This window comes from Bradyrhizobium sp. JR3.5, assembly GCF_054057015.1.
Genome location: NZ_JBSRYV010000001.1, coordinates 2,957,380 through 2,982,191 on the forward strand (window position 1 = coordinate 2,957,380; position 24,812 = coordinate 2,982,191).

The 24,812-nt window shown below is 63.7% G+C and carries 22 protein-coding genes and 3 pseudogenes; 13 read left to right on the forward strand and 12 right to left on the reverse strand.

Annotated features, from left to right (window positions below; translation table 11 throughout):
- Positions 1–26: 26 nt before the first annotated feature.
- The 3 genes from ACVWW1_RS14905 to ACVWW1_RS14915 form a co-directional block, all read right to left on the reverse strand.
- On the reverse strand, positions 27–1,925 hold the full coding sequence (locus ACVWW1_RS14905) for a potassium transporter Kup (RefSeq protein ID WP_456656326.1): 1,899 nt from the start codon (positions 1,923–1,925) through the stop codon (positions 27–29).
- 112 nt (positions 1,926–2,037) lie between these two features.
- A complete protein-coding gene (locus tag ACVWW1_RS14910; RefSeq protein WP_097672457.1) occupies positions 2,038–2,868 on the reverse strand; it encodes an OmpA/MotB family protein in 831 nt (276 codons plus the stop codon).
- A gap of 32 nt (positions 2,869–2,900) precedes the next feature.
- Positions 2,901–3,674, reverse strand: a complete 774-nt coding sequence (locus tag ACVWW1_RS14915) for a motility protein A (RefSeq protein ID WP_029078588.1) — start codon at positions 3,672–3,674, stop codon at positions 2,901–2,903.
- A gap of 374 nt (positions 3,675–4,048) precedes the next feature.
- Between ACVWW1_RS14915 and ACVWW1_RS14920 the strand changes: the two genes are divergently transcribed.
- The 6 genes from ACVWW1_RS14920 (at position 4,049) to ACVWW1_RS14945 (ending at position 9,638) form a co-directional block, all read left to right on the forward strand.
- The gene (locus ACVWW1_RS14920) at positions 4,049–5,029 is read left to right on the forward strand and encodes an NADPH:quinone oxidoreductase family protein (protein ID WP_456656327.1); all 981 of its coding nucleotides are present in this window, start codon (positions 4,049–4,051) and stop codon (positions 5,027–5,029) included.
- Between the two features lie 828 nt (positions 5,030–5,857).
- Positions 5,858–6,046 carry a hypothetical protein gene (locus tag ACVWW1_RS14925; protein ID WP_456656328.1) on the forward strand — a complete coding sequence of 63 codons (189 nt, stop codon included), beginning with the start codon at positions 5,858–5,860 and terminating at the stop codon, positions 6,044–6,046.
- 203 nt (positions 6,047–6,249) lie between these two features.
- Positions 6,250–6,675 (forward strand): GFA family protein, encoded by a 426-nt coding sequence (locus tag ACVWW1_RS14930; RefSeq protein WP_456656329.1) that lies wholly within the window; start codon positions 6,250–6,252, stop codon positions 6,673–6,675.
- Between the two features lie 466 nt (positions 6,676–7,141).
- Entirely contained in the window at positions 7,142–7,645 is a 504-nt protein-coding gene (locus tag ACVWW1_RS14935) for an SGNH/GDSL hydrolase family protein (RefSeq protein ID WP_456656330.1), read from the forward strand.
- Positions 7,578–7,949 (forward strand): hypothetical protein, encoded by a 372-nt coding sequence (locus tag ACVWW1_RS14940; RefSeq protein WP_456656706.1) that lies wholly within the window; start codon positions 7,578–7,580, stop codon positions 7,947–7,949. Before ACVWW1_RS14935 ends, ACVWW1_RS14940 begins: the two co-directional genes overlap by 68 nt.
- A gap of 252 nt (positions 7,950–8,201) precedes the next feature.
- Positions 8,202–9,638 (forward strand): IS1182 family transposase, encoded by a 1,437-nt coding sequence (locus ACVWW1_RS14945; RefSeq protein ID WP_456656331.1) that lies wholly within the window; start codon positions 8,202–8,204, stop codon positions 9,636–9,638.
- Positions 9,639–10,032: 394 nt separating this feature from the next.
- Here ACVWW1_RS14945 and ACVWW1_RS14950 read toward each other — a convergent pair whose 3' ends face one another.
- Entirely contained in the window at positions 10,033–10,302 is a 270-nt protein-coding gene (locus ACVWW1_RS14950; protein ID WP_456656332.1) for a hypothetical protein, read from the reverse strand.
- 164 nt (positions 10,303–10,466) lie between these two features.
- Here ACVWW1_RS14950 and ACVWW1_RS14955 point away from each other — a divergent pair.
- The 3 genes and pseudogenes from ACVWW1_RS14955 to ACVWW1_RS14965 form a co-directional block, all read left to right on the forward strand.
- Positions 10,467–10,970 (forward strand): annotated as a pseudogene (locus tag ACVWW1_RS14955) (IS110 family RNA-guided transposase); the annotation flags it as partial.
- Positions 10,971–11,154: 184 nt separating this feature from the next.
- Positions 11,155–11,544, forward strand: coding sequence for an SDR family NAD(P)-dependent oxidoreductase (locus tag ACVWW1_RS14960; RefSeq protein ID WP_456656333.1), 390 nt, complete (start codon positions 11,155–11,157; stop codon positions 11,542–11,544).
- Positions 11,537–12,004, forward strand: coding sequence for an SDR family NAD(P)-dependent oxidoreductase (locus tag ACVWW1_RS14965; protein WP_456656334.1), 468 nt, complete (start codon positions 11,537–11,539; stop codon positions 12,002–12,004). Before ACVWW1_RS14960 ends, ACVWW1_RS14965 begins: the two co-directional genes overlap by 8 nt.
- A 340-nt stretch (positions 12,005–12,344) precedes the next feature.
- Here the strand turns inward: ACVWW1_RS14965 and ACVWW1_RS14970 are convergent, their stop codons facing one another.
- Positions 12,345–12,530, reverse strand: coding sequence for a hypothetical protein (locus ACVWW1_RS14970; protein WP_456656335.1), 186 nt, complete (start codon positions 12,528–12,530; stop codon positions 12,345–12,347).
- Between the two features lie 18 nt (positions 12,531–12,548).
- On the opposite strand from ACVWW1_RS14970, the gene ACVWW1_RS14975 reads away from it, so the two are divergent.
- A complete protein-coding gene (locus tag ACVWW1_RS14975; protein WP_456656336.1) occupies positions 12,549–12,782 on the forward strand; it encodes a hypothetical protein in 234 nt (77 codons plus the stop codon).
- Between the two features lie 10 nt (positions 12,783–12,792).
- Here ACVWW1_RS14975 and ACVWW1_RS14980 read toward each other — a convergent pair.
- Both ACVWW1_RS14980 and ACVWW1_RS14985 read right to left on the reverse strand, forming a co-directional pair.
- Positions 12,793–14,065, reverse strand: a pseudogene (locus ACVWW1_RS14980) (NAD(P)/FAD-dependent oxidoreductase).
- 86 nt (positions 14,066–14,151) lie between these two features.
- Positions 14,152–15,807 (reverse strand): thiamine pyrophosphate-binding protein, encoded by a 1,656-nt coding sequence (locus tag ACVWW1_RS14985; RefSeq protein WP_456656337.1) that lies wholly within the window; start codon positions 15,805–15,807, stop codon positions 14,152–14,154.
- Positions 15,808–16,697: 890 nt separating this feature from the next.
- Here ACVWW1_RS14985 and ACVWW1_RS14990 point away from each other — a divergent pair.
- Positions 16,698–18,188: a methyl-accepting chemotaxis protein gene (locus tag ACVWW1_RS14990; protein ID WP_456656338.1), complete on the forward strand. Its 1,491-nt coding sequence runs from the start codon at positions 16,698–16,700 to the stop codon at positions 18,186–18,188.
- Between the two features lie 24 nt (positions 18,189–18,212).
- Here ACVWW1_RS14990 and ACVWW1_RS14995 read toward each other — a convergent pair whose 3' ends face one another.
- The 5 genes from ACVWW1_RS14995 to ACVWW1_RS15015 all read right to left on the reverse strand — a co-directional run bounded on the left by ACVWW1_RS14995 (position 18,213) and on the right by ACVWW1_RS15015 (position 22,385).
- A complete protein-coding gene (locus ACVWW1_RS14995; RefSeq protein WP_456656339.1) occupies positions 18,213–19,358 on the reverse strand; it encodes an acyl-CoA dehydrogenase family protein in 1,146 nt (381 codons plus the stop codon).
- 78 nt (positions 19,359–19,436) lie between these two features.
- Positions 19,437–20,264, reverse strand: coding sequence for an SDR family NAD(P)-dependent oxidoreductase (locus tag ACVWW1_RS15000; RefSeq protein ID WP_456656340.1), 828 nt, complete (start codon positions 20,262–20,264; stop codon positions 19,437–19,439).
- 92 nt (positions 20,265–20,356) lie between these two features.
- Positions 20,357–20,764: a MaoC family dehydratase gene (locus ACVWW1_RS15005; RefSeq protein ID WP_207837182.1), complete on the reverse strand. Its 408-nt coding sequence runs from the start codon at positions 20,762–20,764 to the stop codon at positions 20,357–20,359.
- Complete coding sequence (locus ACVWW1_RS15010; protein ID WP_456656341.1) at positions 20,761–21,192, reverse strand: MaoC family dehydratase N-terminal domain-containing protein; 432 nt, start codon at positions 21,190–21,192, stop codon at positions 20,761–20,763. The genes ACVWW1_RS15005 and ACVWW1_RS15010 overlap by 4 nt, the downstream gene beginning before the upstream one ends.
- Before the next feature lie 8 nt (positions 21,193–21,200).
- A complete protein-coding gene (locus ACVWW1_RS15015; RefSeq protein WP_456656342.1) occupies positions 21,201–22,385 on the reverse strand; it encodes a lipid-transfer protein in 1,185 nt (394 codons plus the stop codon).
- 94 nt (positions 22,386–22,479) lie between these two features.
- On the opposite strand from ACVWW1_RS15015, the gene ACVWW1_RS15020 reads away from it, so the two are divergent.
- Positions 22,480–23,304, forward strand: a complete 825-nt coding sequence (locus ACVWW1_RS15020; protein WP_456656343.1) for a TetR/AcrR family transcriptional regulator — start codon at positions 22,480–22,482, stop codon at positions 23,302–23,304.
- A pseudogene (locus ACVWW1_RS15025) lies at positions 23,234–24,792 on the forward strand (acyl-CoA synthetase). Before ACVWW1_RS15020 ends, ACVWW1_RS15025 begins: the two are co-directional and overlap by 71 nt.
- Positions 24,793–24,812 lie beyond the last annotated feature (20 nt).

Consider the following 24,812-nt stretch of genomic DNA (forward strand, 5'->3'; position numbering starts at 1 on the left):
TTTCAACTGTCGAATCCGTTGCCGCATCAAATAGTTACCTGAGTACCCACTTCAACGACCCGCCCGGTCGGAATCTGGAAATAGTCGGTGGCATCGTTGGCCGACCGGCTCATCGCGATGAACAGGTGGTCCTGCCACTGCGGCATCCCGGACTGGGCGGACGGCTTCAGTGACCGGCGCGACACGAAGAACGAGGTCGACATGATGTCGAACTGCCAGCCGAGCTTGCGCGCGACCGCGAGCGCCTTCGGCACGTTCGGCGATTCCATGTAGCCGAAGCGCAGCCGCACCGCGGTGAACTTGTCGCTGACCTTCTCCATGGTCACGCGCTCCGACACGTCGACGCGCGGTGTCGGTGCGGTCTCGATGGTCAGGATCACATTGTGCTCGTGCAGCACCTTGTTGTGCTTGAGATTGTGTAAGAGCGCGGTCGGCACGAAGCTGGGATCGCTGGTCAGGAACACCGCGGTGCCCTTGACGATATGCGGCGGCCGTTTCTCCAGGCTGTGGATCAGGTCGCGCAGCGGCACCTCGATGCGGCGCGTCTTGGCGATGAGGATCGCAGCGCCGCGACGCCAGGTCCAGATCATCGTCGCCATCACGACGCCGAACAGCAGCGGCACCCACGCGCCCTCGAACAGCTTCAAGAGATTGGCGCTGAAGAAGGTCATGTCGACGATCACGAACGGCAGGATCAATGCGGCGGCCGACGCCACGCGCCAGTTCCACAGCTTCCAGATCACGATGAAGCCCATGATGCCGTCGGCGACCATGGTGGTGGAGACGGCGATGCCGTAGGCCGAGGCGAGCCCGCTCGAGGTGCGGAACAGCAGCACCAGCAGCAGCACGCCGATCAGCAGCAGCCGGTTGACCCGCGGCAGGTAGATCTGCCCGGCATGGGTCTCCGAGGTGTAGCGGACCTCGAAGCGCGGCAAGAGCCCGAGCTGCACCGCCTGGCTGATCAGCGAATAGGCGCCGGTAATGACGGCCTGGCTCGCGATCACGGTGGCAGCGGTGGCAAGCCCGATCAGCGGCAGCAGCAGCACGTCGGGCACCATGCGGTAGAACGAGTTCTCGATCGCGGCGGGATCGGACAGCACCAGCGCGCCCTGTCCGAAATAATTCAGCAGCAGCGACGGCAGCACGAAGAACAGCCAGCCGGACTGGATCGGCTTGCGGCCGAAATGCCCGAGATCGGCATACAGCGCCTCGCCGCCGGTCACCGCGAGGAACACCGCGCCGAGTGTCACCAGGCCGACGGTGCCGTGGGTCAGCAGGAACTGGATTGCGTAATACGGATTGATCGCCGCCAGCACCGACGGATCGTCCATGATGTGGAGCAGCCCCATCACCGCGAGCGAGGCGAACCACACCACCATCACCGGCCCGAAGGCGGAGGCGACGCGCGCGGTTCCGGTGCGCTGCACCGAGAACAGCAGCACGAGGATCAGGATCGTCAGCGGCACCACATAGTGCTCGAGATGCGGCGTGGCGAGCTTGAGGCCCTCGACCGCCGACAGCACCGAGATCGCCGGCGTGATCATGGAATCGCCGATGAACATCGAGGCGCCGACCACGCCGAGCGCGAGCAGCGGCCAGCTGCGCCGTCCGATCGCACGCTGGCCGAGCGCCATCAGCGAGAGCGTGCCGCCCTCGCCATTATTATCGGCGCGCAGCAGCAGCAGGACGTATTTGGCGGTGACGACGGTGAACAGCGCCCACAGGATCAGGCTGAGCACGCCGAGCACCATGATGCGGGTCACCGGCTGGCCGTGCGCGGCGCCACCAACCGCCTCGCGGAATGCGTAGAGCGGCGAAGTTCCGATATCGCCGAACACCACCCCGATGCTGCCCAGTGTCAGGGCCCAGAAGCCGGAGGTGAGCTTGCCTTCCTGGACTTCGGTGGATGAGACGCTGACAGCCATGGCGAGGTTGGAACGCCCGATCGGTTGATTTTGATCCGCGCGGCTATCGACGCTTCCGCCTCGCCTGTCAACCGAGCAACACGGCCAAAGGCGGTAGCAGAGTAACCCGGAGCTACGGCTTCAGGTCCGGCGGCAGTGGCGGATTTTCCCGCATCAACGTGATGGTCACGCGACGGTTCGCCGGCAGCGTCGGATCGTCGGGAAACAGCGGCTGGCCGTCCGCCTTGCCGGAAACCGCGAAGATGTGGGACGGCGGCAGCCCTTCCCGCTCCAGGATCTGCCGCACCGCGTTAGCGCGGTCCGCGGACAGGTCGAAGGCGTCGTAATCGCTGCGCGCCGGCACGAAGCCTGCGGCTGTATGCCCCACGATCGCGATCCGCAGCGGCGTCGCCTTCAGCGGCGCGGCGAGCTTCTGGATCAGCCGGCGGGTGCGCTCATACGGCTCCCTGGAGCCGTCGGCGAACATCGAGCGGCCGTCCTGGTCGACGATCTCGAGGTTGAGCCCCTCCTTGGTCTCCTCGAACATGATGTTCTTGGAAATCTCGGTCAGCTCCGGCATGTCCTGCAGCGCTTGGCGCAGCGAAGCGGAGGCCAGCGCGAATTCGCGGTCGATCTTCAGCCGCGCGCCGTTGATCTGGCTGCGCTCCTTTTCGTCCGGCGTCGGATTGGCCGAGGACTCTTCCGGCGAGATGTGCTCGACATTCTTGAGCTTCGGCCGGGTCGGCAGACCGTCGGACTCGACGATGCCCGAATAGCGCACATTGGTCTGCACGCCGAAGGCGTCGCGCATCGAGCCGGCGACGATCTTCAGCTTGTTGTTGTCCATGGTGGAGAACGCGACGAGCATCACGAAGAAGCTCATCATCAGGCCCATCAGGTCGGCGAAGGTCACGAACCAGCCGTGACCTCCGGTATGGGCGTCGCCGCGCTTTTTCTTGGCCATCGCTGCTGTCCCGGGAGTGCCAGTCGGGGCCGTCAGGCCGGAACCGGCTCACCCTCCTCGTTGCGATGCTTCTCCGGCAGATAGGCCAGCAGCATCTCGCGCACCAGCGCCGGGCTCTTGGAGTCGCGGATCATCAGGATGCCGTCGATGATCAGCGTGCGGTTGGTCTCCTCGTCGAGCAGCTTGCCGTGCAGCTTGTCGGCGATCGGCAGGCAGAACAGGTTGGCCACCAGCGCGCCGTACAGCGTGGCGAGCAGCGCGGTCGCCATGAACGGGCCGAGCTTGGAAGGGTCGGTCATGTTGGCGAACATCTGCACCATGCCGATCAGCGTGCCGATCATGCCGAAGGCCGGCGCGCAGTCGCCGATCGCGCGGTAGATCTTGCTGCCTTCGTCGAGGTGCATCAGAAAGTTGTCGCGGTCGCGCTCCATGTTGTCCCGGATGAATTCGAGATCGTAGCCGTCGGCGACGTAGCGGATGCCCTTGGCGAGGAACGGCTCGTCGGTCTCGACCTTCTCCAGGCCGACCGGGCCCTGCTTGCGGGCGATCTCGGCGATGCGGGCGAGCTCGTCGACGAGGTCGCGGGCCGACAGCCGGCTCATGGTGAAGGCAAACTTGGCGCCGAGGGGCAGCCCGTGCAGCATCACGCCGAGCGGAAAGCGGATCATCGTCGCCGCGATCGAGCCGCCGAAGATGATGATCATGGCGTGTTCGGAGATGAACATGTGCAGGTCGCCGCCCATGAACATCATCACAGCGATGACGATGATGCCAGCCAACAGCCCGGCGCCAGTCATGATATCCATAGGAGACTCCAACGCGTACGCAACCTGCCCGTCCTGGACGGCGCGCAGCCCAGTGCGGGCCGCGTGGAAAACCCTAACGTTAACGCCATTAAGGACGCGTTACCGAATCTGGTAGGGATAACAACGGGTAAACGTCCGCCTTTTCGCGACGTCGTTGAAGATGTTGGCTTTCCGCATGGGACGCCGCCGCTGCATGCGCAAAAGGCCTCCCCGTAGAACAACGGAGATGAGATAGGTTTGCCAAGAGCGTTTTCGAGCGAAGTGGGTACCGGTTCGCGTGAAGAAAACGCGTCAACACAAGATTCTGGAGCCCCGTTCCGATTCAATCGGAACGGAAAAGGCTCCAGGGGAAACGAACCAATGAGCAGGACAGGATGAAGGCGGTCGTCGTTGAGCAATATGCGCCTATCGATCAGATCGAGCTGAAGCAGATCACCACGCCCGAACCCGGCCCCGGACAGATCCGCGTCCGGGTCCACGCCGCGAGCATCGGCTTCGTCGATGGGTTGAAGGTCGAGGGCCGCTACCAGACCAAGGATGCCCTGCCCTTTACGCCGGGTGCGGAATTCGCCGGCGTGGTCGACGAGGTCGCGGGCGACGTCGCCGGCATCGCGCCGGGCATGCGGGTGATGGGCGCGGCGCGCTCGGGCGCGCTGGCCGAGTACATCGTGGTGCCGCCTGCCGCCGTCGAGGTCATGCCCGACGGCCTGTCGATGGAGGCCGCCGCGGCCTTTCGCACCAATTACCTCACCGCGCTGTATGCGCTCGCCGAGCGCGGCTCGCTCAAGGCCGGCGAGCAGCTGCTGGTGCTCGGTGCCGCCGGCGGCACCGGCATCGCCGCGATCCAGGTCGGCAAGCTGCTCGGCGCGCGCGTCATTGCCGCGGCCTCGACCGACGAGAAGCGTAGCTTCGCCGCGAGCTTCGGCGCCGACGCCGCCATCGACTACACAAAGCCCGATTGGCGCGACGCGTTGAAGGACGCAACCGGCGGCAATGGTCCCGACGTGATCTTCGATCCGGTCGGCGGCGAGGTCTCGCTGCAGGCGTTCCGCTCGATCGCCTGGAACGGTCGCCATGTCGTGGTCGGCTTTGCGGCAGGCCAGATCCCCGCTCTGCCGTTCAATCTGCCGCTGTTGAAGGGCGGCCTCCTGATCGGCGTCGACGCCGCGCAGATCGCGCGCCGCGAGCCCGAGGCGCAGGCGCGCGTGATGACGCAATTGTCGGCATGGCTGAACGACGGGCGACTGACGCCTGTTGTCGGCAAGGTGTTCGAGCTTGAAGATTTCCGCGCGGCGTTCACGACGATGCAGACCCGCGCGGCGCTGGGCAAGATGGTGGTGCGGATCGGACAGTGAGAGAGGCACCGCTATCACCTCATCCTCGCTGTCGCGTCGGCCGCTCGCTGCCGTTCCACCATCGCGCGCAATTGCGCATGGAGTCGGAAATGATGTCCTGCCACACACACAGCACCATCAACCACGGGGGCGAGTTGTCGAAGAAGGCTGCTGTGGCCCCAGCGCGCTGCAATAGCGACCATTTGGAGCAATGGGTCCCGGCCTTCGCCGGGACGACGCCGAGGGCGCGGCGCGAGCCATACGTTCGCGTTCTCGCGGCATGATTTGTCCGAGCTTTGCAGTTCGTTCCGCCCTCTCTTGGAGAGAGGGCGCAGGGAAAGCCGGGTGCCGATCGCACCCATGGGTCCCGCGTAGTAAAAAACGCGGGAGGTAGGACCACAGGTGTAACCGGAAACAACCCGGCTTTCCCTGCGCGATGGGTTACGGCTTACTTCGTGCTCTCCCCGGCGAGACTGGGCTTGCTTGTCACCGCCTTCGCAAAACGCTTGCGCGTTTTGCGACAGGACACCGGCCGCTAGGGCGTCAGGACCACACGACTTCACCGTCCGCGTCACGCGCACTCGTCAGTTGCGCACTCGGCGTCCACCGCATCTCGACCCGCGTTCGTGACGACCGCGAAGCGCCCCTCGTGTCGGGTGAGACAGGCGTATTGAACATCTGAGTTGGGTCCGGCGTCAAGTTAAATTCTGAAAAGCCGAATGGATCGACGGTGCGGCCGGCATGCGGGCGCCCTGCCCGGCCCGAGGCCCGGCGACAAATTATCGCACGTTATTGTTGCTGGGTTCCGCGCCTCCTACCGTTTGCCGAAAACGGCGGTGGGGTGAAAAAATGCAGGACATGCTGACGCATCTGGAGAAGCTTCGCACCGACGCTGCGGAGTGCGCCCTGATCCGCGACCTGGCCACGGACTTCAAGAAGCGCGAACTGTTCGCCAAGCTCGCCGAGCATCTCGCAGCCCTCGCAGCGGAAGTGGAAAAGGCCATTGCCGCGGCCGGAAGGAAGGGCGAAGCCAATTAGGGTGTGGATACAACCAGCTTGCTTCCGCCCCCAAGGGAGCGAGTCTCTATTCGTGCCACAGAGACGGGTGACGCCGCCTGGTTCACACACAGCACCGTTGAAGTTTGCATCGGTTCGCTCGAGATTTTCTCACGTCATCTACGAATTTTTCTGAATTGTCCGGCTCATCTTTTTCAGAGACGATCTCGACAGGAGGGACAAACATGGCGAGCAACACGAACGTCCGGGCCGGCCGGTGCCATTGTGGCGCGGTGCGTTTCGAGGCAACGCTCAGCGACGGCTTCAATTCAATCCGCCGCTGCACCTGCTCCTACTGCCGGATGCGAGGCGCCGTCGTTGTCATGGCGGAGATGGGTGGGATCAAGCTGCTGCGAGGCGAGGATACGCTGACGAGCTACCGCTTCCATACCGGATCGGCGCAGCACTTCTTCTGTTCTCGCTGCGGAATATACACGCATCATCAACGACGATCCGACCAGAACCTGTATGCCGTGAACGTGGCTTGCCTGGACGGCGTAAGCCCGTTCGATTTCTCCGAGGTACCCGTCATGGATGGCGTCAACCATACCAACGACACCGGCAGGCCAACGCGTCGAGCAGGCACCCTCCGCTTCATCCCGGCTGACTAGCACTTGCGATCAGCCGGCACCGCTCAGCGATGCCCTCAAAGAAGCCAGCCTCTCCAACCAGGGCGCCTTCGCCAAATCCGGGATGTCTGCTCATCCTCAATGAGCGGCGGAGAAGCGGACCCTGCACGCGGTCCGAGAAGGGCCAGTGGCCGAACCATTCATCGTCAAGGCTGATCCAGATGACAGTCGGCTCTTCGGGAGAATGTTCCGTCTTGTGTCCCTTGCCATGAGTGTCTTCAAATAAGATGAAGCTACCGGCGGGACGTGCCTTCGGTCACCGTTCACTGGTCAGGTGTTCGGAAGCTGACGTGTGTCGTTGCATATCCTGCCGACACTTCGAAAATCGCCGCGTTGGGAATGCGATCACTTCCGTTTGGGCCATTAAGACACATCTGCTGAATTTGCTCTGAACGAAGTAGCCATTGGCTTGCGAAGCAAGCCGTGATGCAGAGAATATAGTGAAGCAATGACCGCCCCCGATCTGCCACCAGAAACGCCTCGTCGAGTTCCCCTCTCCAAATGTAACGACGGAGCGTCGATCATCGCTTGTCTCGGTTCGAGCAGCACGGCCGGGAAAGGACAGGCCTTCGATTGGATCGGAGAACTTGAACGACGACCTCGCAACCGGCACTGCCGTTTTCGCAATTTTGGCATAGGCGGCGATTTAGCTTACAACGCCCTCCAGCGACTACCCGATGTGCTTGCTTGCCACCCCCAAAAGATTGTGGTCTGGGTCGGCGGCAATGATGTGCTTGCATTGGTTTCAAAAAAGGTCAGACGGTTCTTTCAATTCTCGAAGCATCTGCCAAGCGATCCGTCGCCGGAATGGTTCCGAGAGAACATTCGGAGGATAGTCCGACGTTTAAAGGCTGAAACCTCTTTCCGACGTGGCGCTCTGCTCCTTGTCCCCGATTGGAGAAGACCCGATCTCTTCAAACCCCTTCCAAAGCGAGATCAACCGGCGCGTTGATGAGTTCAGCGAAAGCGTTAGGTTAGTGGCGCAGGAAGAGGATGTCGGCTATCTCGCTGTCCATGAAGCGATGCTTTCGCAAATCATGGCCGAGCCCGGTCGCGCTTTCACACGCTTCCAATTTTTTCCGTTCTATCGTGATGCCTTCCGCGCGCTCGCATTGAGCAAGAGCCCGGACGGGATTGCCCAGATGAATGGATGGCGCTTTCATACCGACGGCGTTCATCTGAACAGTCGAGGCGCAATGATCGTGGCCGATCTCGTCCAGGAGTTCATCGACAAAGAGCCGCGGCATTCGAATTGAGCTGGGCCGTGTCGGCTGCTGTTAAGCAGGCGGTTGTTGGTGCCAGAGCGAGAGTCCGATACCGGGCCGCCGCAATTTTGCGGCAAAGGTCTCAGTTGGGTCATACTCAGAGGTCGGCAAGCCTTCTGCCGAGTCCGCTGGTCCCCAGTGAGCAGAGATCCCCAGACCGCGCGAAGAGGTCCGAAAAGGGCCCAGGCCGTGTGAAAACTCCGCCTCTGCTATTATTCTCCAATGAATCGGCGGGGACGAGCGATGGCGGGATTCGTGGAAGGGGTTGATCGCGGACAGAGCACGTTGTTCCCCGCGCTGCTCGACGACTATGTGACCGAAGATAACCCGGTGCGAGCGGTCGACGTGTTCGTCGACGGTCTCGATCTCGACAGGCTCGGGTTTGTCGGTGTCCAGCCACTCGCCACCGGCCGACCCAGCTATCACCCCGGCATGATGCTGAAGCTCTATATCTACGGCTACCTCAATCGCGTGCCGTCGAGCCGACGCCTGGAGCGGGAATGCCAGCGCAATATCGAGATGATCTGGCTGACCGGGCAGTTGGCGCCGGACTTCAAGACCATCGCGGATTTCCGCAAGGACAATGGCAAGGCCATTCGTGAGGTCTGCCGCGCGTTCGTCGCGCTGCGCCGCAAGCTTGATCTGCTTGTTGCGGCGAGCGTCGCCATTGATGGATCGAAGTTCAAGGCCGTCAATGCGCGGGACAAGAACTTCACCGAGGCGAAGATGAAGCGGCGCCTGGAGCGGATCGACGAGAGCATCGCCCGCTATCTCTCGCAGCTCGCGACCGCCGATCGGCACGGCGACGCAGTGCCGGCGGCGAAAGTTGCGAAGTTGAAGGGCAAGATCGAGAAGCTCAGGGAGGAGACCGTCCGGCTTGATGCGATCAATGCGGAGATGATGAAGAGCGAAGACAAGCAGATCTCGCTGACCGATCCTGACGCGCGCTCGATGGCGACAAGTGGCAAGGACACCGGGATCGTTGGCTATAACGTGCAGATTGCGGTCGATACGCAGCATCATCTCATCGTGGCTCACGAGGTGACCAACGTGGGCACCGATCGCCACCAACTCACCAATATGGCCGGCCAGGCGCGCGACGAGATGGCTGTCGAGACGCTCGAAGTCGTGGCAGACCGCGGCTATTACGATGGAGGGGAGATCAGGGCCTGCGACGAAGCCGACATCACGGTGACGTTGCCGAAGCCGATGACTTCGGGCGCCAAAGCTGCTGGCCGCTTCGGCAAACAGGACTTCGTCTATGTCGCCGCCGACGATGTTTATCGCTGTCCCGCCGGCGAGCGCCTAACTTATCACTATACGAACGTAGAGGACGGAAAGACACTGCGCCGCTATTGGACAAGCGCCTGCAAAACCTGCGTGCTAAAGGCTCAGTGCACGACAGGCCCCGAGCGCCGCATCTCACGCTGGGAGCACGAGGCCGTTCTGGAGAAAGTTCAAGATCGGCTCGACCACAACCCCAATGCAATGGGGCTCCGCCGTCAGACAGCGGAGCATCCGTTCGGTACGATGAAGTGTTGGATGGGAGCAACGCACTTTCTCACGAAAAGGTTGCCAAAGGTGGCCACCGAGATGGCACTCACCGTGCTCGCCTACAACATGAAGCGCGTGATGACAATCATAGGCGTAGACGGATTGCTGGAGGCGATGCGGGCCTGAGGCCCGCCTCTGCGCGACCAAATCAGCGCCTACTTGAACCTCCTGGTTGCCACTGAGATGACAGGAGGTCGATTCCACCGAATGAGAAGCTCGGCGGCCACGTAATGCGCCAGTGCGCCCCAAGTTGTCACACGGCCTGGGCCAACAGGCGACATCACGGGTTTAGGGCCGACGACGTGAGTTTACAGGCGTTGATGGGGTTTCCAGTCCTTCGTAACTATAATGCCCTTTTCATACAGCTCATTCACAAATGACACGCCTGCATCGGGGTCCCCTAAGAAATCCGCCTCTGAAAATAGGGCTCTGAGTTGACTTGCCGTAATGAAGCCAGGCGGCCGATGTTCTGACGCCATGATTTCGGCACGTCGGATCAATTCCGCCCGATTGTCCGTCATCATGGTTCTCGCTGCTTCAAGATCAAAACTTTTGCGTCGCTCGCTGTATTAGCGGTGCCCCTAAATTCCGGTTTCGCGGTATCCTCGAGTAGCTTCTTGCCAGCGTCGGTCCATTGAGCGGTACGCGCATCAAAAACCTTCATCAGATCATAGTCGGCCAGCGCTTCTGCCGCCCGCTGAGGAGCGGACATCGCTTGAAGATCGGCGAAACCCTTTGAGCTGCCACAAAACTGATCGACCATCTTGGCGAGAGCGACCAGCAGTTTCATTTCACCTTCTGTCATTTTTTACAGTGCCTTCCCAAAAGCTGACCTCCCTAGCTTAAAGGTGATACTCGGCAGTGCCAAACGTCCGTTGATGGGATGGTCCGGCCGTGCTCCTGCCCTGCCAGCAAGCGAAGCTGGCAAGGGGCGCCAAAGACAAGGAGCACGCCATGTCTGAGACACCCAATACCGCACTCGCCGTGATCGGCATCGATATCGGTAAGAACTCGTTCCACGTCGTGGGCCACGATGCGCGCGGCGCCATCGTGCTACGGCAAAAGTGGTCGCGTGGCCAAGTGGAAGCGCGGCTCGCCAACTTACCGCCCTGCCTGGTCGGCATGGAGGCCTGCGTCGGCGCACATCACCTGAGCCGCAAGCTCGCATCGCTTGGTCACGATGCCAGGTTGATGCCGGCCAAATATGTTCGCCCCTACAGCAAGGGACAGAAGAACGACTTCAACGATGCCGAAGCGATTGCCGAAGCCGTGCAGCGTCCGACGATGAAGTTCGTGGCGACCAAGACCGCGGAGCAACTCGATCTGCAGGCGCTGCATCGGGTGCGCGAGCGGCTGGTGTCGCAACGCACCGGCATCATCAACCAGATTCGCGCTTTTATGCTGGAACGCGGGATCGCCGTGCGCCAGGGTATCGGCTTCCTGCGCACGGAACTGCCGCGCAATCGTGACGTCCGCTTCACCCCCAACGCCGGATTTTCGATAGCCAACGCTCCACTTCCGAAAAGCATCAGGAGCGGACATCCCGCACACTTCCCAATCGCTTGAAAGTGCGGTCAAATGGCGTCCGGTGACACTTGGCGTTTTGGTGCGAGGGTGTCCGCTTGCACGGGGGAGAATGCGCGTGAAGGAACTCGCTGGAAAGGCCGCGTTCGCCACCGGCGCGGCGTCAGGCATTGGATTGGGGATCGCGACCGCTCTCGCCCAGGCGGGGGTGAAAGTCATGCTTTGCGATATCGAAGAAGCGGCTCTGTCCGCGGCGCTCGAGCAACTGAGGCTCACCAACGTCGATGTCGACGGCGTGCAAGCGGACGTCTCACTCAAGGACGAACTCGCGGCGGCCGCCGAAGCCACGACTGCCCGCTACGGCAAGGTGCATATCCTCGTCAACAACGCGGGCGTCGGCGGTGGTGGGTCCTATGGCACCTGGACCGAGGCGTCCTGGAATTGGGCCATGGGCGTCAACCTGATGGCGACCGTTTGGGGGGATCGAGATTTTCGGGCCGTTGATTGAGCAGCATGGCGAGGGTGGACACATCGTCTCCACAGCCTCGATCGCTGGCCTAATTTCAGGGGCGAGCAATGCATACAACGTTTCAAAGTATGGCGTTGTCGCGCTGTCCGAGGGACTGCGGGGTGAACTAGCGCCCCGCGGGATCGGCGTGTCGGTGCTGTGTCCCGGGTTCATCCGCACTCAAATCCTGAACTCGAGGCGCAACCTCCCCAAGCGCTTCGAGGGGGAGCTCGGTGCGTTGCCGACTTCGGGCCCACTTGCCGAGCAGATCAATCTGATCCGGGAACGCCTCTCTCAGGGCATCGATCCCATGTATGTCGGTGAACTCGTCCGCGAGGGCATCGAAAACGACTGGCCCTATATCTTCACCGACCTCGAATTCGAGCCGATGGTCGAAGCGCGCTTCGCCGCAATCAAGCAAGGCTTTGACCACATCCGTGGGCGCAACCCGGAACGATAAGCGCGCAACCCTTCCACCGGCCGGATTGTGCTCTTATGGGGCCATGCCGCCGAGACGCAAGCCGGCGATAAGCGCCCCAATCGGCAATCCGGTTTCCTCGTCCCTTCCAGCCGGTACACAGGCCAACGGCAGTCCCAGCAAATTTGCAGGAACCACCGGACGCATCAATTCCTTGGCAGCCGCCGCACCAGTCTCCGTCGCCGTGTCAAAGCCGTGCTCGAACGGCAATCAGGTCCAGGTGGTTGGGCCGTTGCGGCCTGCTTGCGCAGCCGGAGACGTGCTCCAAGGCGATGAAAAGATGCTGCATTCGGACCGCAGGAACCAACGCCGCAGCGGCGCATTATTGTTGCACCCCTTGGTTGAACAGTAATATCCCGCCAGTATCGGCATAGGCGCCGATCCCGGTACATTGCCCGTCCACCGGGAGGAATTTAGCCGTCATCTGTTGAATTTCAGGATCATTCACCTTGGCACTTTTTGCATATCGAGCGTCGAGCACGACGTCCCGATCGCGCAGGCGGAGCACCGCCGCCGGAGACGCGCCATGAAGATGGACAAAGCCATCTGGTACGTCTCATTCGCCGTCAGAACCCCTGACGCCGGACACCACCGCTTCGCGCGCCAGACCCGCACCTTCACGACCGAGCAGGATGCCAAGGCTTTTGCGCGCACCCTGCTCGTGCAGACTCAAGACGTCAGCGCCGGAACGATCAATCCGCACACGCCGAGACGCGTGATCGCGCCGGCCGCGATCGCGGCCTGGGCCGGCGAGAGCTGAGGTTTACTTCTTACAAAAAGCGTGACGGCGCGAACGGCTGCAGCGGAATTTCCGGCACCTTGCCGCTGAGCAATTGCGCGACCAGCCGGGCCGGTGCGGGCCGAGCCGACCAGGCCGACATGGCCATGGCCGAACGCATAGACCACGTCGCGCGAGGCGCGGCTATGGCCGATGCAGGGCCGCCCGTCGGGCATGCTCGGGCGATGGCCGAACCAGGTCTTGATCCGCGAGGGTGGAATGTCCCTCGGCAGTTCCGGGAACATACTGAGCAGATGTTCGCGCAGGATCTCGGCGCGCTTCCAGTTCGGCCCGGCGTCGAGCCCGGCAATCTCCACCGTGCCAGCGGCACGCAGCCCCTTATCGGTCCAGTTGACCACCATCTTGGCGTCCGAGGCCATCATCGAATTGCGCGGTCCGGATTCCGGATTCTCGATCATGACGTGGTAGCCGCGCTCGGTTTCCAGCGGCAGCGGATCGCCGATCGATGCGGTCAGCTGCTTCGAGCGTGCACCGGCGGCGACGACCGCCGCATCGCAGGCGATCTCGCCGGTCTCGGTGACCACGGCGACGAGCCGGTCGCCCGCAAGCTTGAGGCCTATTGCCTTGGCGGCGACGCGCTCGGCGCCGATCGCGATCGCGTGCGCGGCGAGCGCTGCGACGTAGGCGCCGGGATCGCGGCAGCGGCCGGCCTCCTCCACCACGACGCCGAACTTGTAGCGCGGATGCAGATCGGGCTCGCGCTGGCGCATCTCGTTTTCATCGAGCTCCAGCCATTCAATGCCGACGCGCTTGCGGATACGCCAGCCGAGGTCGCGGTCGAACGGCGCACGCGAGGGAAACACATGCATCACCCCGCACCGCTCGATCAGTTCGGGCACGCCGGCTTCCTCGGCGAGCTGCCGGTGCAGCAGCGGCGCGTCCTTGAGCAGATCGCGCATCGCCCGCGCGGTCGCCTCGACCTGCGCCTCGGTCCGGCTCGACAGCAGATACTTGATCAGCCACGGCAAGGCCTTCGGCAGATATGACCAGCGGATCGCAAGCGGCCCGAGTGGGTCCATCAGATAGCCCGGCACCTTCTTCCAGGTGCCAGGCTCGGCCGGCGGGATCACCGAATGCGACGACAGCCAGCCGGCATTGCCATAGCTCGCGGCCTGGGTGCCGCCGGGCTCGCCCGGGTCGATCAGCGTGACTCGGAGGCCCGCGCGCAGCGCCTCGATGGCGCTGATCACGCCGACCGCGCCGGCGCCGATGATCGCGACGTGACGGCTGGCAGTCTCGGGCATCAGCGTATGGCCTCTTGCTTGGGCATGATCTCCGCGCAAACGCTACGCGTTTGTCGCAAGGGAAAACCGCTTCACACTTTTCCGGATCATGCCTGCGGCACAAAATCCTTGCCGACCGACAGCGCGCGCTGATCGACCAGGCAGTGCAGGATCGCCGGCTTGCCGGAGGCCAGCGCCCGCTCGAACGCCGGCGCGAAGTCTTCGGTGCGCTCGACCCGCTCGCCATGGCCGCCGAACGCCTTTGCGTAGAGCGCGAAGTCCGGGTTCTTGAGCTGGGTGCCGACGACACGGCCGGGATAGTCGCGCTCCTGATGCATGCGGATGGTGCCGTATTGCGCGTTGTCGATGACGACGACGATCAGCGGCGCGTCATACTGCACGGCGGTGGCGAACTCCTGCCCGTTCATCAGAAAGCAGCCGTCGCCGGCGAACGCCACGACGACGCGATCCGGATGCTGCCGCTTGGCCATCACGGCCGCCGGCACGCCGTAGCCCATCGAACCCGAGGTCGGCGCGAGCTGCGCGGCGAAGGTGTGGAAGCGATGGTGGCGATGAATCCAGCCGGCGTAATTGCCGGCGCCGTTGCAGACGATCGCATCCTTCGGCAGCCGATCGCGCAGCCAGGTCACGACCTCGCCATATTGGAAATGGCCCGGCAGCTCGCGCGGCTTGTCGGTCCAGGCAAGATAGTCCGCGTGCGCCTTGGCCGCCTCGCCCTTCCAGGCGGGCGCGGCTGCGGGCTTCATGCTCTCGACCGCGGCGGCGAAGGCCGCAGGCGTCGCCTGGATCGCCAGCGCCGGCTGGTAGACGCGGCCGAGCTCTTCGGAGCCCGGATGCACGTGAATGAGCTTCTGGCTCGGCACCGGAATGTCGAGCAGCGTGTAGGACGAGGACGGCATCTCCGACATGCGGCCGCCGATCAGAAGAATGACGTCGGCGCCGGTGAAGCGATCCCTGAGCTTCGGGCTCGGGCTGATGCCGAGATCGCCGGCATAGTGCGAATGGTCGGCGTCGAACAGCGAGGCGCGGCGGAACGAGGTCGCGACCGGCAGGTCGAAGCGCTCGGCAAAACGCGCAATGCTCTTGGCGGCCTCTGCGGTCCAGGCCGAGCCGCCGAGCACCACGATCGGCGCCCTGGCGCCGGCGAGCATGCTGCCGAGACGCTCGAGATCCGATGGCGCCGGCCAGGTGACCGCAGGCTCGACCTTCGGCGCGTCGGCGACCGCTGCGGTTTCGGTCAGCATGTTCTCCGGCAGCGAGATCACGACCGGACCGGGGCGGCCCTGCAGCGCGACGCGGAAGGCCCGCGCGACCAGTTCCGGAATGCGGTCCGGACGATCGATCTCGACCGCCCATTTCGCCATGGTGCCGAACACCGCCTTGTAGTCGAGCTCCTGGAACGCCTCGCGCTCGCGCATGCCGGTGTCGACCTGGCCAACGAACAGGATCATCGGGGTAGAATCCTGCATCGCGATGTGCACACCGTGCGCGGCGTTGGTCGAGCCGGGACCGCGGGTGACGAAGCAGATGCCGGGACGCCCGGTGAGCTTGCCATAGGCCTCCGCCATCATCGCCGCACCGCCCTCGGCGCGGCAGATCACGACGTCGATCGGGCTGTCATGCAGGGCATCAAGCGCCGCCAGGTAGCTCTCGCCCGGCACGCAGGTGACGCGCTCCACCCCTTGCGCGACCAGCTGGTCGATCAGGATCTGGCCTCCGGTGCGGGCGTTGCTTTTGGTCATGAGGGCTCCCTGCGGCATTGGCGCGCGCTTGCGGCTCGCGCGGAACGTGGTCCGACGGGGGTATGATAGACGGGAATATGGTGCAAGGCCGAAGCCGCTTCTCGCGGGCGAAGCCGGGGCAAGCCATGCGATAGACAATGGGCATCGCCCTTTCGTCATCGATTTCTGCAGAGCGGACGATCGCCGGCGGCGATCGTCGCCGCCCGGCCGGAGAGCAGATAGGTAACTTCCGCCGATTTCAGAGCGCCCTCGCCGTCAGCGTGCGGACGACATGTTCCGTCGCCGGTCGGCAAGTTCGATCCGGTATCGCGGCGCAAGACTCTACCTGTGCGTGTTTTCTTTCAACAACACTCCATTGGCGATGCGGCAGCCTCGCGCTCATCACGCGGCACCAACCGCCGCAGCAGCGCGCATGCGGGAGAGATGATCCGCGGGCATCGCAAAGACCGACGGCGCGCGGCCGCCGCACGGGGCGCGTGAAAGCCAGCGCGTTGCGGCGCGCGTGACGACAGCGTGGCACAAACTGCATGCACCATCGCGTCATATGCACGATAACAATCATTCGAAGCGCGCGCGTGTGCTTCCGTAAGACTACGGTGCAGCGATCGGTCGCCTCGCACCGTTCGATGCAGGATCGTGCGGATTTCGCAGAAAAACGACTCCTAGCGCGTCGATTTCGGCTGCACTCATTGCACGCTTCGCGCGGTCGGTCTTGCGCGATCGCGCGCGACACACTGCATGCACTTCTTGATGGAACTCGAATCGCCTACGGTTTCGTGCAGTCACAAATTGTAAATCGTGTATCGCACCTGCCCGCCGTCCTGCGGCTTACTGCCGATCAGGTGCATCGTTTTGCGTTCACAAATTAATATCAATGCTGGAGGCAATGCATGTTGGGGATGAAGAGCGTCGCAAGCGTAGTCGGCTCGGACAGTTCTTACCGGCTGTTCGACGACATGCCGATCAGTGTCATGCTCTGCGAGCTGGACAATTTCAAGATCACCTACATCAACGAGTCGACGCGGCAGAATCTGAAAAAGATCGAGCATGTTCTGCCGGTGAAAGTCGACGCGCTGATCGGACAATCGATCGACATCTTTCACAAGAACCCGCAGCATCAGCGCCGGCTCTTGTCCGATCCGAAGAACCTGCCGCACAAGGCGCGCATCACCATCGGCGGCGAGACGCTCGATCTCACCGTGACGGCGATGACCAATTCGCGCGGCCGCTACAGCGGACCGATGCTGACCTGGGAGCTCGCGACCGAGAAGGCGCGGCTTGAAACCCAGACCGAGCGGCTGTTGCAGATGCTCGACAACATGCCGATCAACATCATGATGTGCGATACCGACTTCAACATCACCTACATCAACCAGACCAGCCTCAAGACGCTCGACACCGTGAAGCACCTGCTCCCGGTGGCGCCGGACAAGATCCTCGGCAACTCGTTCGACATCTTCCACAAGAACCCGGCGCATCAGCGCCGCATCGTCGGCGATCCCAAGAACCTGCCGCACGCGGCCAAGATCAAGCTCGGCCCGGAAACGCTCGACCTCAGGGTCTCCGGGCTGACCGACAAGCGCGGCAACTATACCGGCGCGATGCTGAGCTGGGCGGTCGTCACGGGCAATGTGAAGCTCGCCGACGATTTCGAGAAGGACGTGAAGGGCCTTGCCGGGATGCTGGCATCGGCCTCGACGCAAATGCAGGGTACCGCGCGATCACTGACGACGACCGCCGAATTCGTCAATCAGCGCTCGGCGAGCGCGGCGTCCGCCTCCGAAGAGCTGTCGTCCTCGGTCAACGAGATCAGCCGCCAGGTGTCCGAAGCGAGCCGCATCGCCCGCATGGCGGTCGAGGAGGCCGAGAAGTCCGACAAGCTGGTCGCAGGCCTCGTGACCATGGCACAGAAGATCGGCGACGTCGTCGCGCTGATCAGCCAGATCGCCGGCCAGACCAACCTGCTCGCGCTCAACGCCACGATCGAGTCCGCGCGGGCCGGCGAAGCCGGCCGGGGCTTTGCCGTCGTCGCATCCGAGGTGAAGGCGCTGGCCAACCAGACCGCCAAGGCCACGGAAGACATCTCGGCGCAGATCAACGAGATGCAGGCCGCGACCGGCAACACCGCCACGGCGCTGAAGTCGATCTCGCAGGTCATCGTCCAGATCAGCGAGATCTCGACCGTGATCGCCAGCGCCGTCGAGGAGCAGGCCGCGGCCACCAAGGAGGTCACCGCCAACATCAACGGAACCACCAAGGCGATCGACGATGCCAGCAAGGCCGCCGAGAACGTTCTGGCGGCCTCCGGAGAGCTCGCCAGCAACGCGTCCGCGCTGGAAGTCCAGGTCGACAAGTTCCTCAAGAACGTGCGGGCGATGTAACGCCGCGGAGGTCGCGCGCTTGCCCTACAGCGAGCGCGCGATCAGCACCTTCATGATCTCGTTGGTGCCGCCATAGATCTTCTGGATGCGGGAATCGATGAACATGCGCGAGATCGGGTATTCCTGCATGTAGCCATAGCCGCCATGCAGCTGCAGGCATTCGTCGGCGGTCTCGACCTGCTTCTGCGAGCACCACCATTTCGCCATCGAGGCCGTCACGGTGTCGAGGTCGCCGGCGACCAGACGTTCGACGCACCAATCGACGAACACGCGGGCGATCATCGCCTCGGTCTTGCGCTCGGCAAGCGTGAACGCGGTGTTCTGGAATTCGATCAGCGGCTTGCCGAACGCGGTGCGCGCCTTGGTGTACTCGGCGGTGATCTTGACCGCGCGCTCCATCGAGGCGACCGCGCCGATCGCGAGCGACAGCCGCTCCTGCGGCAATTGCTGCATCAGCTGGACGAAGCCGTTGCCCTCCTCGCCTCCGAGCAGGTTTTCCGGGGGCACCGTGACATTGTCGAAGAACAGCTCCGACGTGTCGGACGCGTGCAGGCCGATCTTGTCGAGGTTGCGGCCGCGCCGGTAGCCCTCGGCTCCGGCGGTCTCCACGACGATCAGGGAGATGCCTTTCGCGCCCGGCGCTCCGGTGCGCGCCACCACGATGACGAAATCGGCGGCCTGGCCGTTGGTGATAAAGGTCTTCTGGCCGTTGATGACGTAGGAATTGCCCTGCTTCTTCGCGGTGGTCTTGACGGCCTGCAGGTCGGAGCCGGTGCCGGGCTCGGTCATCGCAATGGCGCCGACCATCTCGCCCGACGCCATCTTCGGCAGCCAGCGCTTTTTCTGCTCCTCCGAGCCGTAGTTGACGATGTAGTGCGCGACGATCGCGCTGTGCACGGAGACGCCGGTGGTCAACTCCGGCACCGTGCTCTCGAGGTCATCGAGCACAGCGGCGTCATAGGCGAAGCTGGCCCCTAAGCCGCCATAGGCCTCCGGCACGCTCGGCAGCAGCGCGCCCATCTCACCGAGCGCGCGCCAGGCGGAGCGGTCGACCAGCTTCTGATCGCGCCATTTCTCGGCGTGTGGTAAAAGATCCTTGGCGAGGAATTTGCGGAACTGGTCACGGAAGGTGTCCAGCTCCTCGGTCATCCAGGACGATCGATAATGCATTCTGCCCTCGCTCCGCATTCTTTTTTGACGCGTTTTCTTGACGCGAACCGGTGCCCACTTCGCTTGAAAACGCTCTGATCAAATCAAGAGACCGCCGCCGGCGACGATCACCTGACCACTGATGTAGTTCGATTCCGGCGCGCAGAACAGATAGACCGCATCCGCCGCTTCTTCCGGCGTGCCGCCGCGGCCGAGCGGGATCATGCGGCCCATCGCCTCCAGCATCTGCGGCTGCACCCCGACCTTGATGTCGCGGCCGGCGACGTCGATGGTCTTCTGCTGGCTCTCGATCGGCTGGGTCAGGCGGGTGTTGATCAGGCCGAACGCCACGCAATTGACGTTGACCTTGTAGCGGCCCCACTCCTTGCACATCGTGCGCGTCAGCCCGATCAGCGACGCCTTGGCCGAGGAATAGCTCGCCTGCCCGGCATTGCCGTAAAGGCCCGCGATCGAGGAGATGTTGACGACCTTGCGGAACACCTCACGGCCTGCCTCAGCCTCCTTCTTCGCCATCACCCGGATCGGCTCCGATGCCGCGCGCAGGATCCGGAACGGGGCGACCAGATGGACGTCGAGCATCGCCTGAAACTGCTCGTCCGACATCTTCTGGATCGTCGAGTCCCAGGTGTAGCCAGCATTGTTGACGATGATGTCGAGGCCGCCGAATTTTTCGATGGCGCTGCCGACGAAACGATCGGCAAAGCCGGATTCGGTCACGCTGCCATTGACCGCGATCGCCTCGCCACCCGTGGCCTTGATCTCGGCGACGACGGCATTGCCCGGCTCGGCATCGAGGTCGTTGACCGCGACCTTCGCGCCCTCGCTCGCGAGCTTCAGCGCAATTGCGCGCCCGATGCCGCGGCCCGATCCGGAGACGAGCGCGACCTTGCCTTGCAGTTTCGACATGGTTCCTCCCTCAAACAAGTGATCTTCTTTCTTCACCTCTCCCGCTTGCGGGGGAGGGAGCCCCAGTACCGCTGCGGTAGCGGCGCGGCCAATCAGAGCGCGATAACCGCTTCCCCCGCGAGCTTGACCTCACCGTTCTGATCCTTCGTGGTCAGCGCGAGTTTTGCCCGCTTCTCACCGCCCTGCTCGATCAGCTCGGTCACTGTGCCTTCGCAGGTCAACGCGGCGCCGAGCTGGGTGATCGCGGCAAAGCGCGTCGAGAATGAACGGATGCGCGACGGGCTGACCGCGTCCGTCAACGCCTGGCCGAGATAGCCCATGACCAGCATGCCGTGCGCGAACACGTCGGGAAACCCCGCTTGCTTCGCGAAGTCGATGTCGACATGGATCGGGTTATGGTCGCCCGAGGCGCCGCAGTACAGCGCGAGGCGATGGCGGCTGATCGGCGGGAATTCCTTGTGGACGATGCGGTCGCCGACCGCGGGAACGCTGCTGCTCATGACGGCCTCGCATTGCGCACCACAATGGTGCGCGAGGTATCGGCGACGTGGATGCCGGCTTGATTGGTGACCGCGGTCTCGACCACGATCAGCGCCATCGCCCCGCCCTTCTTCTCGGTCACGCTGGTGACGCGCGGCCGGAACGTCAGGGTGTCGCCGATGACGACGGGGGCGTGATAGTCGAAGCGCTGCTCGCCATGCAGCACGCGGGCGAGATCGATGCCGAGCGCGGTCAGGAACTCGAACGGCTCAGCCGCATCCATCATCTCAAGACAGAACAGATAGGTCGGCGGCACCGGCGCCGCTGCCCCGTCGCGATAGACCGGATTGGTCTCGCCCAGCGTGTCGAGGAAGAAGCGCAGGCGCCCCGGCTCGACGCGCGCGGTCACGGGCGTAAAGCTACGCCCGACGGCGGATTGATCGACCATGGGCTGCCTCAGGCGCGTTCGTAGAGCGTCACGACGCAGGCGCCGCCGAGGCCGAGATTATGCTGCAAGCCGAGCCGCGCGCCCTCCACTTGCGTCGCAGCAGCCGTGCCGCGCAGCTGCCGCGTCAGCTCGTAGCACTGCGCGAGACCGGTGGCGCCGAGCGGATGGCCCTTCGACAGCAACCCGCCGGACGGATTGGTGACGATCTTCCCTCCGTAGGTATTGTCGCCGTCATCGATGAACTTCGCGGCCTCGCCCTGTCCACACAGGCCGAGCCCTTCATAGGTGATCAGCTCGTTATGGGCGAAGCAGTCGTGCAGCTCGACGACGTCGAGATCGTTGGGGCCGATGCCGGCCGCCTCATAGACCTTCTTCGCGGCGTCGCGCGCCATGTCGTAGCCGACCACCTGCATCATGTCCGATGCACCGAAGGTCGAGGGCGTGTCGGTCGTCATCGCCTGCGCCGCAATGCGAACGCTCTTGTTGAGTCCGTGCTGGTCGGCGAACTTCTCCGATACCAGGATCGCGGCGGCGCCGCCGCAGGTCGGCGGGCACGCCATCAGCCGCGTCATCACGCCGGGCCAGATCACCTGGTCGTTCATCACGTCGTCGGCTGTAACCTCCTTGCGGAACAGCGCCAGCGGATTGTTCTTGGCGTGGCGGCTCGCCTTGGCCCGCACTTTTGCAAACGCGGAGAGCGGCGTGCCGTACTTCTTCATGTGGCTGAGGCCGGCGCCGCCGAAATAGCGCAGCGCCAGCGGCACGCCGGGCGCATCGACCAGTTTGTCGGCGGCGGCGTCGAAATCGTCGAACGCGCTGGGGCGATCAGTGAACACAGCGCCGAGTGCGCCGGGCTTCATCTGCTCGAAGCCGAGCGCCATCACGCAATCGGCCGCGCCCGATTCAATCGCCTGCCGCGCCAGGAACAGCGCGGTCGAGCCGGTCGAGCAGTTGTTGTTGACGTTGACGATCGGGATGCCGGTCATACCGACCGGATAGAGCGCGCGCTGCCCGCAAGTCGAGTCGCCATAGACATAGCCGACATAGGCCTGCTGCACACGGCCGTAGGCGAGCCCGGCATCAGTGAGCGCGAGCTTGGCGGCTTCCGCGCCCATCACGTGATACGGCGCATTGGCGCCGGGCTTGACGAACGGGATCATGCCGACCCCGGCAACATAGGTGCGTGACGTCATCGCGTGTCCTCCCGGAAATTACCCACTGGACTATTTATTACCCATGGGTAATATACGGGCCACCTTCCGGAGTCAATGCGACAACAGCCACGCGATGGACGCCCGCTTCCCCCCTTCCAACACCGAGTCGCCCTGGCTGCCGTTCGAGAGTCGGCGCCGCGCCCGCGACGAGAAGCGCGAAGCCGTGCTGCGCGCCGCCGTGCAGCTGTTCCTCGAACAGGGCTATCACCGCGCCACGCTGAACGACGTCGCCAAGCGGCTCAACATCACCAAGCCGGCGCTGTATAATTACTTCCGCGGCAAGGACGAGATCCTGTTCGAGTGCTGGTCGATCGGCCATGAGCTGGTCGACGACTGCATTGCCGAGACCTCGGCCGGCAGCGGCAGCGGCCTCGACAAGCTGCGCAAGCTCACCACCCGCTACGCCGAGCTGATGACGACGGACTACGGCAAGAGCCTGGTCCGCTTCGATCTCCGCGATCTCAGCGAGCACAACCGCAAGATCGTGCAGACCGCGAAGCGGCGGATCGACCGCGCCTTCCGCGACTATATCGCTGCCGGCATCGCGGACGGTTCGGTGAAACCCTGCGACCCGAAGCTCGCGGCGTTTGCGATCGCCGGCTCGCTGAACTGGATCGGGCACTGGTTTCAGCCCGGCGGCGAGCTGACCGGACGCGCCGTCGCCGAGGAATTCGCGATCCGCCTCACCGAAGGCATCGCCAAAACAACAACGCAAGTAACATCGACGCACGAGACAACAACGCGCAAGGCAGCCGTTCCGGCTGCAGCGAAGGCGGACAAACCGCCTCGCAAGGGAAACGTGGGAAACGCATCAAGGGAGGACAGGAGTGAACATCACGCACGGGCTGCGGCGGGCGCTGCAGGTCAATCCAAACGGGCTCGCAGTCGTCTGCGGTGAGCGGCGGCGCAGCTGGCGCGAAGTCGGCACCCGCGTCGCCCGCCTCGCCTCCGCGATCCGCTCGCTTGGCGCCGGCAACGGCGACCGCGTCGCGATCCTGTCGCTGAACTCCGACCGCTATCTCGAACTGTATCTGGCGGTCGGCTGGGCCGGCACCGTGATCGTGCCGCTCAACATCCGCTGGTCTCCGATTGAGAACGAAGATGCGCTGCGCGACTGCCGCGCCACGATCCTGTTCGTCGACAAGGCGTTCGCGGCGGTCGGCGTGGCGCTCGCCAAGACCATCGCCGGATTGAAGCTGGTCTATGCCGACGAAGGCGAGACGCCGGCGGGCATGGAGAATTACGAGACGCTGATCGCGCGCAGCGAACCCATTCCGGACGCGATGCGCACGCGCGACGACCTCGCCGGCATCTTCTATACCGGCGGCACCACCGGCCGCTCCAAGGGCGTGATGCTGAGCCACGGCAATTTGATGGCCAATGCGCTGAACGCGCTCGGCGAAGGCCTGTGGCCGGGCAGCACGATCTATCTGCACGCCGCGCCGATGTTCCACCTCGCCAATGGCGCGGCGATGTATTCGGTGCTCTTGTCCGGTGGCTCCAATGTCGTGATCCAGGGCTTCACGCCCGATGGCGTCGCGGCCGCGGTGCAGAAGGAGCGCATCACCGACGTGCTGCTGGTGCCGACCATGATCCAGATGTTCGTCGATCACCCGACGCTCGGCACCTACGACCTGTCGTCCTTGAAGCGAATCTCCTATGGCGCCTCCGTGATCAGCGACGCCGTGCTGATGCGCGCCATGAAGGCGCTGCCGCATGTCGAGTTCACCCAGGCTTATGGCATGACCGAACTGTCGCCGATCGCGACGCTGCTGCACTGGAAGGAGCATATCGGCGACGGCCGCGCCAAGGGCAGGCACCGCGGCGCCGGGCGGGCGACGCTTGGCGCCGAAGTGAAGATCGTCGATGCGGACGACAAGGTGGTGCCGACGGGCACCGTCGGCGAGATCGCGGTGCGTGGCGATATGGTGATGATGGGCTATTGGGAGCGTCCGGAGGAGAGACCGCGCGCGCCGTGATCGACGGCTGGATGCATACCGGCGACGGCGGTTACATGGACGAGGACGGCTTCGTCTACGTGGTCGACCGCGTCAAGGACATGATCATCTCCGGCGGCGAGAACGTCTATTCGGCCGAGGTCGAGAACGCGCTGGCCCAGCATCCGGCGGTGGCTCAATGCGCCGTGATCGGCATCCCGAGCGAGCGCTGGGGCGAGCAGGTCCACGCCGTCGTGGTGATGAAGAGCGGCGCCAGCGCCACGCCGGAAGAGCTGATAGAGCACTGCAAGACGCTGATCGCCGGCTACAAATGCCCGCGCAGCGTCGACATCACGGCAACTCCGCTGCCGCTCTCCGGCGCCGGCAAGATCCTGAAGCGCGAGCTGCGCAAGCCGTATTGGGAGAACCGGGAGCGGCGCGTGAGCTGAGGCGCGAGGCGCGATCCAGT